Source organism: Amycolatopsis bartoniae (assembly GCF_014191255.1).
GTDB lineage: Bacteria > Actinomycetota > Actinomycetes > Mycobacteriales > Pseudonocardiaceae > Amycolatopsis_E > Amycolatopsis_E bartoniae.
Map to the genome: position 1 here is coordinate 133,301 of NZ_JACHWH010000007.1, position 17,215 is coordinate 150,515.

17 protein-coding genes are annotated in these 17,215 nt (G+C 71.1%); 5 read left to right on the forward strand and 12 right to left on the reverse strand.

The window, feature by feature from the left end; genetic code table 11:
* Positions 1–13 precede the first annotated feature (13 nt).
* The 4 genes from FHX82_RS27605 to FHX82_RS27620 are packed head-to-tail and all read right to left on the reverse strand — an operon-like array spanning position 14 to position 3,759.
* Positions 14–1,006 (reverse strand): methyltransferase, encoded by a 993-nt coding sequence (locus FHX82_RS27605; RefSeq protein ID WP_145933362.1) that lies wholly within the window; start codon positions 1,004–1,006, stop codon positions 14–16.
* A gap of 11 nt (positions 1,007–1,017) precedes the next feature.
* A complete protein-coding gene (locus FHX82_RS27610; protein WP_145933361.1) occupies positions 1,018–2,160 on the reverse strand; it encodes a DegT/DnrJ/EryC1/StrS family aminotransferase in 1,143 nt (380 codons plus the stop codon).
* Between the two features lies 1 nt (position 2,161).
* Positions 2,162–2,686: a cupin domain-containing protein gene (locus tag FHX82_RS27615; protein ID WP_145933360.1), complete on the reverse strand. Its 525-nt coding sequence runs from the start codon at positions 2,684–2,686 to the stop codon at positions 2,162–2,164.
* On the reverse strand, positions 2,683–3,759 hold the full coding sequence (locus FHX82_RS27620) for a type III polyketide synthase (RefSeq protein WP_145933359.1): 1,077 nt from the start codon (positions 3,757–3,759) through the stop codon (positions 2,683–2,685). Before FHX82_RS27620 ends, FHX82_RS27615 begins: the two co-directional genes overlap by 4 nt.
* Before the next feature lie 187 nt (positions 3,760–3,946).
* Here FHX82_RS27620 and FHX82_RS27625 point away from each other — a divergent pair, with 187 nt between their 5' ends.
* The 5 genes from FHX82_RS27625 to FHX82_RS27645 all read left to right on the forward strand — a co-directional run bounded on the left by FHX82_RS27625 (position 3,947) and on the right by FHX82_RS27645 (position 8,886).
* Entirely contained in the window at positions 3,947–5,017 is a 1,071-nt protein-coding gene (locus FHX82_RS27625; RefSeq protein ID WP_229881140.1) for a methyltransferase, read from the forward strand.
* A 17-nt stretch (positions 5,018–5,034) separates the two neighbouring features.
* Positions 5,035–6,108 carry a methyltransferase gene (locus tag FHX82_RS27630; protein WP_229881138.1) on the forward strand — a complete coding sequence of 358 codons (1,074 nt, stop codon included), beginning with the start codon at positions 5,035–5,037 and terminating at the stop codon, positions 6,106–6,108.
* Between the two features lie 76 nt (positions 6,109–6,184).
* The gene (locus tag FHX82_RS27635) at positions 6,185–6,664 is read left to right on the forward strand and encodes a carboxymuconolactone decarboxylase family protein (protein ID WP_145933358.1); all 480 of its coding nucleotides are present in this window, start codon (positions 6,185–6,187) and stop codon (positions 6,662–6,664) included.
* Between the two features lie 25 nt (positions 6,665–6,689).
* Positions 6,690–7,583 (forward strand): LLM class F420-dependent oxidoreductase, encoded by an 894-nt coding sequence (locus tag FHX82_RS27640; protein ID WP_145933357.1) that lies wholly within the window; start codon positions 6,690–6,692, stop codon positions 7,581–7,583.
* Between the two features lie 490 nt (positions 7,584–8,073).
* A complete protein-coding gene (locus FHX82_RS27645) occupies positions 8,074–8,886 on the forward strand; it encodes an SDR family NAD(P)-dependent oxidoreductase (RefSeq protein WP_183176872.1) in 813 nt (270 codons plus the stop codon).
* A gap of 18 nt (positions 8,887–8,904) precedes the next feature.
* Here FHX82_RS27645 and FHX82_RS27650 read toward each other — a convergent pair whose 3' ends face one another.
* The 8 genes from FHX82_RS27650 to FHX82_RS27680 all read right to left on the reverse strand — a co-directional run bounded on the left by FHX82_RS27650 (position 8,905) and on the right by FHX82_RS27680 (position 17,046).
* Entirely contained in the window at positions 8,905–9,546 is a 642-nt protein-coding gene (locus FHX82_RS27650) for a LuxR C-terminal-related transcriptional regulator (protein WP_145933355.1), read from the reverse strand.
* 138 nt (positions 9,547–9,684) lie between these two features.
* Positions 9,685–12,381 carry a discoidin domain-containing protein gene (locus tag FHX82_RS27655; protein WP_145933354.1) on the reverse strand — a complete coding sequence of 899 codons (2,697 nt, stop codon included), beginning with the start codon at positions 12,379–12,381 and terminating at the stop codon, positions 9,685–9,687.
* 9 nt (positions 12,382–12,390) lie between these two features.
* The gene (gene kal / locus FHX82_RS36660; RefSeq protein ID WP_221216624.1) at positions 12,391–12,780 is read right to left on the reverse strand and encodes a 3-aminobutyryl-CoA ammonia lyase; all 390 of its coding nucleotides are present in this window, start codon (positions 12,778–12,780) and stop codon (positions 12,391–12,393) included.
* Positions 12,686–13,303 carry a holo-ACP synthase gene (locus FHX82_RS27660; RefSeq protein WP_221216625.1) on the reverse strand — a complete coding sequence of 206 codons (618 nt, stop codon included), beginning with the start codon at positions 13,301–13,303 and terminating at the stop codon, positions 12,686–12,688. Before FHX82_RS27660 ends, kal begins: the two co-directional genes overlap by 95 nt.
* Entirely contained in the window at positions 13,300–14,136 is an 837-nt protein-coding gene (locus FHX82_RS27665) for a hypothetical protein (RefSeq protein WP_145933353.1), read from the reverse strand. The genes FHX82_RS27660 and FHX82_RS27665 overlap by 4 nt, the downstream gene beginning before the upstream one ends.
* A gap of 12 nt (positions 14,137–14,148) precedes the next feature.
* On the reverse strand, positions 14,149–14,421 hold the full coding sequence (locus FHX82_RS27670; RefSeq protein WP_145933352.1) for an acyl carrier protein: 273 nt from the start codon (positions 14,419–14,421) through the stop codon (positions 14,149–14,151).
* 1 nt (position 14,422) lies between these two features.
* Positions 14,423–15,694, reverse strand: coding sequence for a type III PLP-dependent enzyme (locus FHX82_RS27675; RefSeq protein ID WP_145933351.1), 1,272 nt, complete (start codon positions 15,692–15,694; stop codon positions 14,423–14,425).
* Entirely contained in the window at positions 15,691–17,046 is a 1,356-nt protein-coding gene (locus FHX82_RS27680) for a preATP grasp domain-containing protein (RefSeq protein WP_145933350.1), read from the reverse strand. The genes FHX82_RS27675 and FHX82_RS27680 overlap by 4 nt, the downstream gene beginning before the upstream one ends.
* Between the last annotated feature and the right edge of the window lie 169 nt (positions 17,047–17,215).

Consider the following 17,215-nt stretch of genomic DNA (forward strand, 5'->3'; position numbering starts at 1 on the left):
CTCGGTGAGACGGCTACCGGGCGAGAACCACGGTGGCGGGAGAGGGAGTGGAGTGGAACGAGATGTCCTCGAAACCGGCCTTGGCGAGCCAGGACTGGTAGTCGGCCTGCCGCCACGTCCGGCCCTGCTTGCTCTTCAGCAGCATTTCCGAGGCGAACAGCAGCGGGAACGGCGGCCCGCTCCGGTCGTCGTCCACGACGTAGTCGTTGACGACCAGCGTGCCGCCGGGCTTGAGGGCGTCCCGCAGGCGGGTGAAGATCGCGACGTTGTCCTCCGGCCCCTCCTGGTGGGCGATGTGGGAGTACACCGCGATGTCGTGGGCGGCGGTGCCGAAGCCGGTGGTGTGGAAGTCGCCGTCGACGCACGTGAACCGGTCGGCCAGGCCCTTCTCCGCCACCAGCCGGCGGGCGATCGCGTTGATCGGCCCCCAGTCGAGCTGGGTGGCGCGCGCGTGCGGGTTGCGTTCGAGCCAGGTCGCCGAGTAGACGCCCGAACCACCGCCCACGTCGAGGATCGAGATCTCCCCGGCCTCGTCCAGGCGCAGCAGGTCCGCGACGAGCACCGCCACCGGCACCGACTGCGCGGCGATGGCCTGGACCACCTTCGCCCAGTGCGGGTTGTCGGCGACCTCCACCGTCGCCTCCGTCAGCGGGCCGCCGTGGCGGACCACCTCGGGCAGGTCCGCCAGCGTGCCCATCTGCGACAGCTTGAGCTCGGCGAAACTGCTCAGCCCCGCGGGCCTGCCCTCGACCAGGAAGGCCGAGGCTTCGGCGGTGTTGCGGTAGCGGCCGTCGCGCACCTCGACCAGGCCCACGCTCACGAGCCCGTCGAGCAGGGTCTGCGCGCCCCGCTCGGAGATCCCGGCCCGCGCGGCCAGCTCGCCGGCGGTGTCCGCGCCCGCTTCGAGGTGGGTGAACAGCGAGTGGCTCGCCGCCGCGCCGAGGATGCCGGTGGTCCAGTAACCGTTGATCAGCCGCAGAATCCGGTCCGGCTGCGGGTTGGTCATACTGCTGCCTCCTAGGTCCTCTGTGGACGGACGTGGGCGCGGACCGCGGCACGCAGGCGCTCCGCCACCCGCTCGACCTGGTCCGGGCGGAGCTCGGCGTGCATGGGGATGGCGAGGTGGCGACGGAACAGGTCCGCCGACACCGGGCACTCCTGCTTCGCCTCGAACACGGGCTGCAGGTGGCTCGCCCAGGTGCCGTGCCCGCAGCCGATGCCCTGGCCGCGCAGGTCGGCGGCGACCGCAGCCCGGTCCACGCTCGCGTCCAGGGTCACCGCGTAGGTCTGCCAGGCGTGCGTGCGGTCGTCCGGCACCTCGGGCAGCGTGAGCAGTTCCTCGTCGGCGAGCAGCTCGGCGTACCGCGCGGCGACGGCGTTGCGGCGCGCGAGCAGTTCGTCGATCCGGTCCACCTGCACGGTCAGGATCGCCGCGGCGATGTCGGACAGCTTGAAGTTGTAGCCGATCTCGGTGAACTCCGGGATCGGCAGCCCGACGACCTTCGAGGAGTCGAAGATGCTGCCGATACCGAAGGACGACCGCAGCCGGGCGTCCGCCGCGATCGCCGGGTCGGTGGACAGCAGCGCCCCGCCCTCGCCGCTCGTCGCGCCCTTGCGCCCGTGGAAGGACAGGCACGCCACCTCGGCGAGGGCGCCCGCCTCGCGGCCCTGGTAGGTCGCCCCGACGGCGCAGGCGGCGTCCTCGACGAGGAACAGGCCGTGGCGGTCCACGATCGGCCGCAGCTGGGCGTAGTCCGCGGGCAGGCCGACGGTGTCCACCGCGATCACGCCCACCGTCCGCGGGCCGAGGAGGTCCGCCACCGACTCCGGGTCCACGGTGCCGGTGCCGGGCCGCACGTCCGCGAAGACGGGCACCGCGTCGAGGTAGCGCACCGCGTGGGCGGGCGCGGGGAACGTGTAGTCGGCGACGATCACCTCGTCACCCGGGCGGACGCCGAGCGCGAGCAGCGCCAGGTGCAGCGCGGCCCCGCAGTTGCTGACCGCGACCGCGCCGCCGGCGCCGTAGCGCCGCGCCAGCTGGTCCTCCAGCGCCTTGCCCTTCGGTCCCTGCCCCGCGGGCCAGCCCGAGGCGAACACCTCCGCGACCGCGGCCAGCTCCCGCTCGCCCAGACTCGCGTGCACCAGGGGAATCGGGTCCATCTCACGCTCCCAGCGGTGGCTCGTAGCGCAGCGGGGTGATCGGCTCGATGTCGTAGCGCTCCCGCATCCGCGCCACGGCACCGGGATCCACCGACGGAGCCGAGAAGATCTCCGCGATCTCCTCGAAGTAGCGCTCGTGGTCGGGTGAGGGGTAGTTCAGGAACAGCATGCGCACCGGTTCGGTCGTGGAGTTGCGGAACGCGTGCGGGGTCCGGGGCGGGACGAACATGGAGCTGCCCTTTTCCGCGCGCACCAGCCGGTCCCCGTCGGGGGACTCCCAGTCGTGCCAGCTGTCCCCGGTCCGTTCGGTGGGCTCGAACGCGAGGAGGTCCAGCGTGCCCTCCAGCACGTAGAAGAACTCCTGGGAGTGGTCGTGCACGTGCGCGCCGACGTCGAAGCCGGGCGGGACGATCACCTCGAAGACCGACACGGACGAGCCGTCCGCCGCGGTGGCCTTGAAGGTCACCTCCTGCGCCTTCGTGACGATCTTCTTCCCCTGGCCCGGCGGGAGGATGAGCCCGGTCATGCGATCCGCCTCTCCCGGTCCGGCGCGCCTGCCGTCCAGGTGCCCAGCGCCATCTCGGCGGTGATGCCGGGGCCGAACCCGGCGATCACGCCGGTCGCGCCCTGGTCCGCCGTGCCGGCGTCGAACAGGCCCCGCAGCGCTTCGAGGACGACCGCGCTGGCGATGTTGCCGTACTCGGTGAGGGTGTTGCGGCTGTGGTGGAACACCCCGGGGTCGACGTTCAGGTACTTGCTCAGGTCGTCGAGGATCCGCGGCCCGCCGGCGTGGATGATGTAGAAGCCGAGGTCGCCGATGTCCCAGCCGTGGTCCTCGCCGAGCTGCCGCAGCACCGGGGCCAGCGGCTCCATGGTGCCGGGCACGCGGCGGTCGAGCCGGAAGTGGAACCCGGTGGCGCGCACGACGTAGGAGATCCAGTCCTCGGTGTCCGGGATGAGGTAGGAGGCGTTGCGTTCCAGCCTGATCCCCGTGCCGCCGGTGCCCCGCACGACCGTGGCCGCGACGGCGTCACCGAACAGCCCGTCGGACAGCAGCTGGCCGACACCGTCGTCTTCCGGTTGGTAGCACAGGGAACACAGCTCGCAGGAGACGATCAGCACGTTGCTGCCGGGGTGGGCGAGGCAGAAGTCGTGGGCCCGGTTGATCGCCGCTCCCCCGGCCGCGCAGCCGAGCTGCGCGATGGGGATCTGCCGCGTGTCGTAGCGGAACCCCATCGTGTTGATCAGGTACGCGGTCGGCGACGGCATCAGGAACCCGGTGCACGACACGTAGATGATCGCGTCGATGTCCCTGGCCCGCAGGTCCGCGTTGGCGAGCGCCTCTTCGATGACCTCGGGACAGCGCTTCTTCGACTCCACCTCGTAGATGCGGTTGCGTTCCTCGAACCCCGGATGGCGGAGCGTGTCCTCCAGCGGCTGCACGATGTGGCGCTTGCGCACCCCCGTGTTGCGGATCAGCCGCAGCGCCAGCGAAAGCTGCGGCTTGCCCGCGTGGATCCGCTCGGCGAATTCGAGGGTCTGTTCCATCGTGACGACGTGTTCCGGCACGCTTACCGCCGGCTTGCAGAGCGTTGGCATGTCCGGCATCCACTTCTTCGGAGTTGACCTCGGTACGTCCAGTACCGTCACCCATCCCGCTTGTGATCCGCTTGCCGGCGAACTGCCGCCGCTCCGGCAAGCCGGCGCCAACCCGCCGGACAGTCCCGGCCAAGGCCGGTGATCGATGCTCGGTGCACGCAGTGGCGACTGGAAGGGATTAGCCGTAATGACGCCTGAAGCCACGCTGGCACGGTTCCGCGAGTACATGGTGGGCCCGACGCGGTTCATGAACCTGATGTCCTGCTTCGAACTGGGGATCATCGACGAGCTGCGGAAGAACCCGGGACTGACCGCGGCGAAGCTCGGCGAGGCCGTCGGCGCGAAGTCCGACGCGGTCGAGCAGCTCCTGCAGTTGCTGGTGAAGGAGGAGTTCCTCGCCTACGACCCGGGCTCCGGCGGCTACTCCCTCGACGCGCTGGCCGCCGTCGAGAGCGCCGACCTCGAACGCGTGCTGGCCATGATGGACCTGGTCAAGGTCTGCATCCTGCGGCAGATCTTCTACCTCACCGAGAGCGTGCGGGCCGGCACGGTCGTCGGCCTCAAGGAGCTGTACGGGTTCGACGGCACGCTCTTCGAGGCCGTGGCCGAGCACCGGGACCTGCGGGAGTCGTGGGGCCGGTGCATGGACGCCGGCACCGCGCGGGTGGACCCGTGGTTCTTCGAGAACGTCGACATCCCCGCCGGGTCCCGCGTGCTCGACCTCGCCGGGAACACCGGCCTCGGGGCGATTCTGGCCTACCGGCTCAAGGAGTCGCCCGGCCTGCGGGTGACCACGTTCGACCTGCCGGAGAAGGAAGAGGAGTGCCTGCGCAACTTCCGCGAGCACGGACTGGCGGAGCAGTGCTCGTTCATCGGCGGCGACGTCTTCGACAAGGTCCCCGAGGGCTTCGACGTCGTGCTGGTCAAGCACTTCCTGACGTTGTTCGACAAGAGCGAGGTCGTCAAGATCCTCGCGAACGTCCACAAGGCACTGAACGTCGGCGGCCAGGTCAACGTGCTGGTCCCGGTGTTCCAGGACGACGTCCGGGAGTTCGACTCCCGCTCGGTCGACTTCTACCCCGCGTTCTTCCTCGGCTGCGCGATGGGCCAGGGCGGCCCGCAGAAGCTGTCGACCTGGCAGGCGTGCCTGGAGGAAAGCGGTTTCGAGATGACGAAGGTGACCGTGGAGGACCCGGCCGCCATCCCGGCGGACTCGCTGCCGCTGCAGGCCGTGCTGTGCGCGACGAAGACCGCCTGAGTCGAAAGGGATTGGCTGTGCTGACACCGGAAGCCACGCTGGCACGGTTCCGCGAGTACATGGTGGGGCCGACGCGGTTCATGAACCTGTTGTCCTGCTTCGAACTGGGCATCATCGACGAGCTGCGCGAGCACCCGGGCGCGACCGCGGCGAAGCTCGGTGAGGCCGTCGGCGCCAAACCGGACGCGGTGGAACAGCTCCTGCAACTGCTGGTGAAGGAGGAGTTCCTCGCCTACGACCCCGCTTCCGGCGGTTACTCCCTCGACGCGCTCGCGGCCGTCGCGCAGGCGGACCTCAAGCGGGCGACCACCTACATGAAGCTGATCAAGTTCGTCGCGCTGCGGCAGGTCTTCTACCTCACCGAGAGCGTGCGGACCGGTTCGCTCGTCGGCCTCAAGGAGCTGTACGGGTTCGACGGCACCCTGTACGAGGCCGTGGCCGAGCACCAGGACCTGTACGACGCCTTCGCGACGTTGATGGACAACGTCACCGCCAGGGTGGACCCGTGGTTCTTCGAGAACGTCGACATCCCCGCCGGGTCCCGCGTGCTCGACCTCGCCGGGAACACCGGCCTCGGGGCGATCCACGCCTGCCGGCTGAAGCCGTCCGAGGGGCTTCAGGTCACGACGTTCGACCTGCCGCACAAGGAAGAGGAGTGCCTGCGCAACTTCCGCGAGCACGGCGTCGCGGAACAGTGCTCGTTCATCGGCGGCGACGTCTTCGACAAGGTCCCCGAGGGCTTCGACGTCGTGCTGATCAAGCACTTCCTGGACATGTTCGACCGGGACGACGTGTTCCGGATCCTCGGTGGCGTGCACAAGTCGCTGGAGGCCGGCGGGCAGGTCGCCGTGATGGTGCCGGTGTACCCCGAGGACATCAGGGACCGCGGCAACTACTGCGTGGACTTCTTCCCGGCGTTCTTCCTCGGCGGCACGATGGGCCAGGGCGGGCCGCAGAAGGTGTCGACGTACCGCCGCTGGCTGGAGGAGTGCGGTTTCCGGGTCACCAGGACGGTCACGAAGGATCCGGCCGAGATGCCGCCGGACGTCATTCCCGTCCAGGCCATCCTGTGCGCGGTGAAGACCGCGTGAGCGTCTCACATCCCGCCGGGCTGCCCCGTCGGAGAGGTGGACCCGCAAGCAGCAGCAACGGCAGAGGAGCCCGAACATGGAAGCCCGCTTGAACCTCTTCGGCAACGACATCACCCGGAAGGTGCTGAAGTACCTCACCTCGGCCCACGACGTGGCCGCGAAGTCGGCGTTGCCGATGTCGATCCAGGAGCTGGTCAGCCTGCGCGCGAGCCAGATCAACGGGTGCGGCTTCTGCACCGACATGCACACCAAGGACGCCACGCACGAGGGCGAGAGCGCGGTGCGGCTCCACCTGGTCGCGGTGTGGCGGGAGGCCACGGTGTTCACCGAGGCCGAGCGCGCGGCACTGGAGCTGGTGGAGCAGGGCACCCGCATCGCCGACGCCGCGGGCGGGGTCACCGAGGAGGCGTGGCAGAACGCGGCCAAGCACTTCGACGAGGACCAGCTCGCCGCGCTGGTGTCCCGGATCGCGCTGATCAACGCCTTCAACCGCATGAACGTCATCGTCGGCCAGCCCACCGCGGGCGACTACGAGCCAGGGCAGGCGCTCCTCTGACCGGAGTGCCGGAGAGGTGAGAAGAATGAAGTTCGGCGTGTTCTCCATGAACTCGGACGAGGGTCTCGACCCGCTCGAGCTCGCCCGCGAAGCCGAGGGGCTCGGTCTGGAGTCGCTGTTCGTCCTGGACCACAGCCACGTGCCCGTGACCCGCCGGACGCCGTTCGGTGCCGGGAACGAGAAGACCGTCAACATCTCCCAGCGCAAGGACCTCAGTGAGGGGTTCGAGGACGCGGGCGGTGACATGCCGCGCGACTTCTACCGCAACCGGGAGCAGTTCGTGACGCTCGCCGGGGTGGCCGCGGTGACCTCGACGCTGCGCATCGGCACCGGGATCTGCGTGGTGACGCAGCGGGACCCGATCTGGCTGGCCAAGCAGGTCGCGACGCTGGACCAGCTCTCACGCGGGCGGCTGGTGTTCGGGGTGGGGATCGGCTCGCCGTGGAACCGCGAGGAGCTGGCCAACCACGGCACCGACTACCACACCAGGATGACGCTGATGGCCGAGCGGATGGAGGCCATGCAGCGGATCTGGACCCAGGAGCGGGCGGAGTACCACGGCCGGTTCGTCGACTTCGATCCTCTCTACGCGTGGCCGAAGCCGGTGCAGCAGCCGCGCCCACCGGTGCTCGTCGGGGGCGACGGGCCCACGGTGTTCGACCGGGTGCTCGCCTACGGTGACGGGTGGATGCCCGGCCACCACGAGGACCCGGGCTTCTTCCGCGAGCGGGTCGCGGAACTGCAGGAGCGCGCGGCGGCGGCCGGCCGCGGGCGCATGGAGATCACCATCTTCCTGGCCCACCTGGACTCCCTGGACGACTACGCGTCGGCCGGCGTGGACCGCGTGGTGGTCAACGCCCCGACCGGCGAGGAACGCAAGTACCTCAAGGACATCGCGAAGGCGATGGCCGATCACTGACCGGGGTCCGGCCCGTCCCACCGGCTTCGAGCCGGTGGGACGGGTTCTGGTTTCCGGGGTTCGAGGCGTCAGCCGCTGTCGACGACGGGGTCACGTCGAGGGTTCCGCGGCACTGCGGGTTGCGGCGGGCGCGGGAGGCCCGCAGGTTGGCGGCGTTGCCGCAGGTGCGCACGTCGTGCCAGACGTTGCTGGTGTTGGCCACGGTCGCGACCCACCGAGGCCGGACAACGGCCCATCGCGGTGGTCGACGCTGTCCCACACTCGTCCGCGGCCGGACGGAGGTGCTGCTGACCGACCCGCCCATCACGCGCGCCCAAGCCGACACGCTCATCGGCAGGCTCGAAGGCCGTGACGACGTCCCACGTGGGCGACACTGCCGTTCTCTTTCCGCGACATCGTCGCGATCGAACCCACCGTGCCCCAACCTGATCCCAGCCAGGTACAGCCCATCCCTGGCTGGGGCACGGCGTTCCCGGTGACGATGGTCGGCATGATCGCTAGGGAGACGCCGGGAGTCCTCGCCGGCAAGGTCGTGGTGGTGACAGGGGCTTCGCAGGGTATCGGCGCGGCCGTGGCGCGGCGGTTCGCCGAAGAGGGAGCGCGGCTCGTGCTCAGCGAGCTCACCGCGGACCAGGCCGGCGCCGTGCAGAAAGTGGCGGACGACCTCGCCGCCGAATTCCCCGGATCGGGCGCCGTGAGCACGGTGACCGACGTGACCGACCCGGACGCCTGCGACGCGCTGATGGCCCTCGCCACCGAACGGCACGGTGGTCTGGACGTCCTGGCGCACGCCACCGCCGTGGGCCAGCGGCAGGCACCGGCCGCCGACCTCTCGCCCGAGGAATGGGACCGCGTGATGGCCGTCAACGCCAAGGGTTCCTTCCTGCTGGCCCGCAGCGCGATCCCACGGCTGACCCGGCCCGGCGGCACGATCGTCTTCACCGGCTCCTACACCGGGCTCGCCGGGCAGCGGGAAACCGCCGCCTACTGCGCGTCGAAGGGCGCACTGCGCCTGTTCACCCAGAGCCTGGCACTCGAACTCGCCGGCGAGGGCATCCGCGTCAACGGTGTCGCACCGTCCTCTGTGGAATCAGCACTGACCCGGCGACGGCTCGAAGAGACGGTACAACGAGAAGGGATCACGCTCGAAGAAGCACAGGCGCGCCGCGACTCGCAAATCCCGCTGGGACGACAGGCGGCCGCGCACGAGATCGCGGAGGCGTTCCTCTACCTCGCCGGCCCGGCGTCGTCGTTCGTCACCGGCACGTGGCTCGACGTCAACGGCGGCGTGGTGCTGCGCTGAGCCCGATCCATTGTGGACTCAGCCCTCCTCCAGCACGCCGTTGGCGGCGGCCCGTTTCAGCGCGTCCACCCGCGAGGTGGCGCCCAGTTTGCGGTAGATGTTCTGCAGGTGCCGTTTCACCGTGGTTTCGGCGATGTGCAGCCGCCGCCCGATCTGGGCGTTGCTCAGCGCCAGCGCGACCAGCCCGAGCACGTCCCGCTCCCGCGGCGAGAGCACGTTCCGCCCGGACCGGCCGAGCGCGGGGATGGACCCCCGCGGCATCGAGATGATGATCCGCTCCTCGTCGGCGCTGATCGCGCGGATCGCGGCCACCAGTTCGGCCGGTTTCGCCTTGTTGAACAGATAACCCCGCACCCCGGCGGCGATCAGCTCGCCGACGATCCTGGCGCGATCGGCCGTCCGCAGCAGTATCACGCGGCTTTCGGGGGAACCGGCCAGGATTTCGTGCACCGTGACGATGTCGTCGCTCTGGTGCGCGCTGAACACCACGATGTCGGGACGGTACTCGGCCACCACCGCCCCGACCGTGCCCGTGCCCGCCGCTTCGCCGACCACGGTGAACCGCGGTTCGCCGTCCAGCAACAGCCGCAGCGCCCGCCGGGGCATGGGGCGGTCATCGACGATCACGATGCTGATGTCTGCCTGCTCTCGGCTGCGCATCCGCACATCGTGGCGGGGACCCCCCTCGATGGGGAAGTTTTACCAACCACGGGCGGAGAATGAGGGAAATCCCCTGCTCACGAAAAGGCACGGCAGCGGCGGTTTCCGCTCAGTTGAGCGGAAACCGCCGCATCGCCGTCATCCCCGCACGGTGAGCTCGGTCAGCCGGACCCGTTGGTCACCGCCGGTCACCGTCACCCGCACATAACGCGCGGTCGCCGGCTGGGCCAGCCGTCCGTCCGCGCTGACCGCCACCGGGGAAAACCGCACGCCGTCGGTGGACACGGCCACCGCCACCGTGGCCGGGTGCACGTCACTCCACTGTGGACTGACCGTGGCAACCGTCGTGGCGCGGCCCAGGTCCACGGTCAGCTCGCCCGAGGCGCCGTCCGGTGACCAGGCCGTCGCGGTGCTGCCATCCACCGCGGCCTCGGCGTACATGCCGGGTTCGGCCGAACTGGCGGTGGCCGTGCGGCAGCGCGCCAGGTCGTCGGTGGGCGTCAGATCCGGCCTGCGGGTGGTCAGCCGCAGCGGCGCGGCAGCGCTGACCTGGTGCGCACCGTCCGGCGCGTGCACCGTGAACGGAGCACCACCGCGCAGCGTCACCGTCGTGATGCGGGGCCCGACCGTGACGTCGAACGTCCGGCCCTGCCAGTGCAGTCCGGTCAGGGTCACGCCCGGCGCCAGCTGCGGTGGCAGCATCGGGTCGAGCACCACCCCGTCCGTGCGCAGCCGCAGCCCGGTGAGCCCGTTCGTGAACACCTGGAGCAGACCACCGACTCCGGTGAGGAAGTCGTAGGCCGGCGCCCCGGCGCCCTGCCCGGCCTGCGTACCCCGGGCCTCGGAGAACTGGGCGAACGGGTCCCGGATGAAGGGTTCGCTCGCCCGCTCCAGGTAGGTGTGGGTGGCGCAGCCGGGCGCGCCGATCTGCGCGGAGTCGATCGCGTGGATCGCGTCGGTCATCGCGGGCCCGTCCGGATCGGTGCGCTGCGCGTAGTAGTCCAGCGTGGCCGCGGCCGCCTGCGTGGACATCGGCCACTCCAGCGGGTACTGCAGCAGCACGCTGTCGGCCTGTTTGATGGTGGTGCCCTGGTATCCGGCGTACTGCTGGAAGACCTGCGTCCGCGGGTCGTACGGGATGCGCAGGTGGTCGGCGATCGTCTGCCACGACCCCGGCACCTGCTGCCCGAGCAGTGCGGCGGCCTGGATCGCGGTACGCAGGGCGGTCGCCGCGCCCGCGTTGGTGAACACGCCGTCGTCGACGTCGTTGCTGTACTCGTCCGGTCCCGCGATGTCCCGGATCGAGTAGCTGCCGTCGGCGTTCGCGGTGACCCGGCCCGCCCAGTACTCGGCGAGGCCGCGCAGCAGCGGCCAGCCCTCCCGCCGCAGCCAGTCCAGGTCGCCGGTCTCGGCGTAGTACTGCCACACCGACAGCGCGATGTCGCTCTGCAGGTGGTCCTGGATCAGGCAGTGCGGCGGTGGCCCCCAGCTCTCGCAGTCCTGCCACAGGTCACCGCTGTCGGCCGAGGTCCAGGAGTAGAACGCGCCCTGCTGTCCGATCCGCTCGGCGTTGCTCCTGGCGGCGGGCAGCAGCTTGCTCCGGTAGTCCACAATGGACCGCGTGATATCCGGGTGCTGGAGCAGCAGGCCCGGGTACATCCACGTGTCGGCGTCCCAGAACACCAGGCCCGCGTAATTGTCGCTGCTCAGCCCCGTCGGGGAGATGCTGTCGTCCTCCCCCGCCCGGACGCTGGACAGCAGCCCGTACATCCCGGAGCGCAGCCAGGACTGCAGCCGCGGGTCGCCGGGCACCTGGACGTCCGAGTGCCACAGCTGCCGCCAGGCGCCGACCTGCTCATCGAGCACCGCGGGCCAGCCCCGCGCCGCGGCGGCGGTGGACGCACGGAACGCGGTGGCCGCCGGATCGGCCGAGGTCAGCGCGGTGTCCACGCCGACGTACTTCGTGAACTCGTAGGAACGGCCCGCCCGCACCGGCAGGGTCAGCCGCTGACCGCGGGTGAGCCCGTCCGCCGGGACCGCGGTGAGCCGTGCCCCGGACACGCCGGGCCCGGCCCGCAGGGTGGACACCACCGCGCCCGCCACGCCGGTGCCCTGGGTGCGGAACGGCACCGCGATGGTCCCCGCGGGCTCGGCGGGCCGGTCCGGCGCGGGTTCCAGCCTGCGGGCGCCCGCGCCGTCGATCAGGTCGGTCACGCCGAGGTCGCCGCTCCACCGCGGGGTGACCACCAGCCGCACCACGCCGACGTGCGGATCGGCCTGGTCGGCGAGCACCTCGTACTCCAGGTCGGTCGCGTGGCCGTCGGCGGACGTCCAGGTCAGCGTGGTGCGCAGCACCCCGCATCCCAGGTACAGCGTCTGCCGGTAACCGGAGATCCGGCCCGCAGGCGTGGCCGCGGTGAAGCTGTCCGAGCCGACGTCGACCGAGAGCGTGGACCAGGTCGGCAACGCCGCCGCCACGTGCCTGCCTTCGAGCAGCTGCGGGTCGGCGCCGTACAGGCCGGTCACGAACGCCCCGTCGTAGCGCGGTGTGAACAGCGGCCAGCCGCTCTGCTCGCCGGTGGCGGCGTAGCCGGTGCCGGCCGGAGGTACCCGCTGGGACAGGTAACCGTTGCCGACGAAGGCGTGGCTCGTGTAGCCGGGGTCGAACGTGGTCGTGGACAACGCCCAGCCGGGCTGCTGCCCGGGATCGCCGAGGCACCGCCCGGGACCGGCGGCACCGGGCGCGGAGGGGACGGAGGGGACGGCCGGTGCCGCCGCCACGACGGCGGCACCGGCCAGCAGGACCAGGCACAACAGGATCCGTGCGAGTCGCATGTCGGCTCCTCAGCTGGCCCTCGTGCGGACCTTGCCCACCGGGACCACGGTGGTGCCCACCGCCCGGCAGACCACGATCGGCTCGTCCAGCACGCGCGCGGTGCTGTGGCCCTGCTCGTACCGCGCCTCGATCACCTTGCGGGCTTCCAGCTCCACCACCCGGCGCAGCCGGCCCGCCTTCACCAGGCGGCCGGTGACCTCGACGAAGTCGCCCGCGTGGACCGGCGCCGTGAACTCGACGCCCGAATAGCCGGACAGCAGCCCCTCGTCGCCGTCGGTCCGGATGGTGACCTCGGTGAGCACGTCACCGAACAGCCGCAGCATCCGGGCGCCGTCGACCAGCTGACCGCCGTAGTGCGCGTCCGCGGCGCCGAGGCGCACCCGCAGCGTTACGGTCAAGTCCTTGTCCTGCAACGGTTTCCTCCTTCCTGGTCGGATGGGCCGCCAGCGCGGCCTCCAGTTCCGCGGCGAGCGTGCCCGCCTCGTCCGCGGGCGGGTGCTCCCCGGGGCCGCCGAGCGCGACCGCGACGACGAGCTCGTCCTTGTGCGAGAGGGACAACGCGATGTGCCCCACGCCGATCTCCGCCGCCCGGCGGGCCGCCGCCCCACTGAGCCGCACCTCCGGGGCGCCGTCCGCGCGGCGGCGGACCTCGATGCAGGCGGGCGGGATCCCGCAGAGCAGGCCCGTGCCGAGCACCTTGCCCACCGCCTCCTTCGCGGCGAACCGGCCGCCCAGGAACTCGCGGCGGCGGGCGGGCGCGAGCGTCGCGGCGGTGCGCAGCTCGCCGGGTGAGTACATCAACCGGTGGAACCGGGGCCGCCGCAGCAGCCGGTCCAGTTCGCCGAGGTACAGCACGTCCACGCCGACCCCGGCGAACCGGCGACCGGCCGCCGGCTCCACCGCGGGAGCCGTGGCGGTCATGACCCCGGTGTCTCCTCCCGCGAACTGCGCAGCACCACCGCCGCACAGCAGTCCGACCGGGGGTCGGTGTCGTGCAGCACCACGGTGTCGTACCGCTGCGCCCACTCCCGGTGCTCGGCCAGCGCCAGCCACACGCTGGTGCCGTAGGTGCGGGTGCCCAGCCGGTCCACCGTCACTCCGGCACCGGAAACCCCGTGGTCGAGCGCCCACGGTCCCTCGACCACCAGCGTCGCCCCGGGTTCACCCACCGCGGCGGCGAGCCGCCGCGCGCAGGCGGCGGGCTGCCGCTGCGTCCAGATCTGCTCCACGCCCAGCGCGGGCAGCCCGTCGTCCTCGGCCGACAGCAGCAGCAGCGCACCGGAGTCGACGAGGTTCTCCTTGTCCACCAAGGGATCCTGGTTGGGCAGCGTGGTCTGCTCCAGTACCGCGAGCACCGCCGCGGAGCAGCGGCCGGCGCGGAAGTACGCGTCGGCGATGCGCACCGCCGAGAACGGCGCGGCCAGCCCCTGCTCCGACACCGCGAAGCTCGCCGCGTGGTTGCCCAGCCGCCAGTTCGCGTGCGTCGCGGTGGTGGTGAACGGGTGCACGTCGGGCAGCGCGTAGGCCACCAGCACCAGGTCCGGGACGACCGGGCCCAGCGGGTCCCCGTCGAGCAGCTGCTCGACCAGGTCGGCGTGGGTCACCGCGGGCGGGTTCGCCGCGGCGGCCGGGTCCAGGTCCTGGCCGAAGGAGCGCAGCAGGTCCCGGTGGTACTCCTCCAGGCCGGGGATCTCGGGGTGGGCGACGCGGTGGGGTTCCAGCACGGTGGAACCCCGGCGGATCGCCAGTCGCATGGTCGCCCCCTTTCAGCCCGTCACCTGCCCGGCGGTGGCCGGGGCGTTGCGCAGCAGGTAGTCGGCGAGGCTGCCGATGGACCTGAAGTCGTCCATCTCCAGCTTCTCCGGGTCGACCTCGACGCCGACCGCGTCCTCCAGCCCCATCAGGACCTCGAGGATCGACGTCGAGTCCAGGTGCAGGTCCTCGAACAGCCGGGTGTCCTCGGACGGGTCGGGCACCGGCTCCTCCAGCACCTCGGCGAGGGTGGCCGCGATCTGGGCGATCACTTCACTGCGGTTCATCTCAGAACTCCTTGAGGATCTGTCGGTTCAGCAGGTCTTCCGGGGTGTCGCGGCGCGCGACCAGGTGCGCTTCGCCGTCGTGCACCAGCACTTCGGCCGGGTAGCCGTGGCTGAGGAACAGCACCGGGGAGGCGGTGGGCCCGTAGGCGCCGGAGCGCTCCACGCCGAGCAGGTCGCCGGGTTCCACCGGCGGCAGCTGGACCCGTTTGCCGAGCACGTCGTTGGGCGTGCACAGCGGCCCGGTCACGGTGACCGGCCCCACCGCGGGCTCGGTGTAGCGGGTCAGCGAGCGGATCGGGAAGTTGCGTTTGACGAAGCTGCCCACCCCGACCGCGGCCATGTGGTGGTTGGTCCCGCCGTCGGCCACGGCGAAGGTCTCGCCCATCGACTCCTTCACGTACAGCACCCGCACCACGTACGTGCCCGCCATCGCGGTCAGGTACCGGCCCAGCTCCATGATCAGCCGGGTCTCCGGGTGCGTGCGCGTGAACTCGTCGACCACGCCGTGCAGGGCCACCAGCAGGCTGTCGAGGTCGAGCTCCTTCTCCCCGTCGAAGTACGGCACGCCCAGCCCGCCGCCGAAGTCGACGGTCCGCAGCGGCACCCCGAGCTCCGCGCACAGCGCCTCGGCCGCGGCCAGGATGTGCGTGGTGTTGTTCAGGACGTCGGCGTGGTCGAGGAAGCGGGTGCCCATGTAGGCGTGCACACCGATCACGCGGGCCGCGCGCAGCCGCTTCACCACGTCCGCGGACTGCCGCAGCACCGCGAGGTCGACGCCGAACTGCCGGGGCTTGCCGCCCATGGCCAGCCCGGAGCCCTTGGTGTGGAAGTCCGGGTTCATGCGCAGCATCACCGGCACCTCGGAAAGGCCCTCGGCCACCGCGAGCGCGTCCAGCAGTTTCAGCTCCGCCAGCGACTCGCACACCACCGCGTGCAGCCCGGCCCGCAGGCAGGCGGTCAGTTCCTCGGCCGACTTCCCGGGCCCGAGGAAGATGGTGTCCTTCGGGTCGACCCCGGCCCGCCGCGCGGTCATCAGCTCGGCCAGCGAGGAAACCTCGGCCCCCGCGCCGAGCGAGCGCAGGTACGCGCACACGCTGACGTTCGGGTTCGCCTTGAGGGAGAACAGGACGTCCACCGCCGGGTGCAGGCGCTCGCGCAACCGCTGGTACCCGGCCCTCAGCACTTCGGTGTCGTAGACGAACAACGGCGTGCCGTACTGCTGCGCCAGCTCGGAGACGGGCACGCCCTGCACGGTGAACTCGTCGGTGGTCATCGGCGTCCTCCGGTGAGGGTTTCCAGTGCGGCGGACACCCGCTCGTCCAGCGCGGCCAGCCCGGCGCGGTCCGGCGCGAACAGCAGGGTGTAGAGCCTGCCGTCGAACGGCGGGGTTCGGCCGGCTTCGGCGTTGACCGTGCCGAAGCAGGTGATCAGGACCTCCGGTCCGGCCGGGCCGGGGTCGAGCAGGCCGCCGAGCGCCTCGCGCACCTCGGCGAAGGTGACCGGCGCGGCGAGCCGCAGCGGGTAGTGCTTGGCGAGCGCGCTGGTGCCCGGCCGCAGGAACCGTTCGGTCGCGGGCCCCTGGTAGCTGGACATGTTCAGCCGGGCGTTGATCTCCAGCGCCGGGTAGAGGGTGTCGTCGGCGCCGAGGATGGCGTCCACGCCGACCACGCCGGAGAACCCGTCGTCGAACAGCGCGCCGCCGATCAGCTCGGCCGCCGCGCGCAGTTCGGCCAGGTGGTGCTCGCCGAGCTCGGGCGGCATCACGTGACCGAGGTGCACACCGCCGGCGGTCACCGCCTGCTTGACGAAGTCGAACCGCACGGCGCCGGCGCGGTCGACGGTGAACTGGTAGTTCAGGTCGGACTTCTTGTCCAGGAACTGCTCCACCACGACGTGCACCGCGTCCGAGCCGGTGCGGGCGGCCCGCTGGCGCACCATGCGCAGCAGCCGGTCGGCCTTCTTCCGGCTGTCCAGCACGACCAGGCCCTTGCCGGACACGCCGTAGGACTCCTTGACGATGACGGGAATTCCGTTCGCCAGCCGGGACTCCACCGCTTCGGCGAGGGATTCGACGGTCTCGCAGCAGGTGCCGGGCACCGGACGGAGGCCGAGCCGGTCGACCAGGCGCCGGCCGTAGATCTTGCCGTTGACGCGTTCCGCGGTGTCGCTGTCCGGCACCGCGAGCGGCAGCCCGGTGGCCTCGGCGATCTTCTGCTCCGCCGCCGAGGTGCCCATCGGCATCAGGTAGGTGCGGCCGTCCGCCAGCTCACCCAGCCGCCGCAGCGCGGCCGGATCGGCCAGAATCCGTTCGCTGGTACCGGATCCGGCCGCCCCGTCGACGACGAGCTCGGCGGGGAGCCGGAACCCGAGGTCCTCGGCGTACCGGCGGAAGCCGGGATCCAGCAGCCGGCTCAGGCACAACAGGTCCGAACCACCCGCCAGCAGTGCGCCGAGCTCCTCCATCCGGCGCACCGTCTCCGGTGCGCTCTCCAGCGCGGGCCGCGGCAGCCCCACGTAATTGCGGGCCCAGGCGTGTTCGACCTCGAAATTGCAGAGAAATACGAACCGGGCAGCCTCGTCGCCGACCAGCGACTTCTTGAGCCCGGTCAAATAGGCACTGTCCACGAATCCTGTGCTCCTTCCCCATCGAGAACGGGCGAACACATTTGAAGCCGCCCGGGCCCGGCCGGGCAAGACGCGTGCCCTGAAGGTGACACGGGATTCGCCGATGGGCGAATGGGACCGATTCTCCCGGAGTACTACCCGAAATTGTGACGGCGACCACAGGAACAGC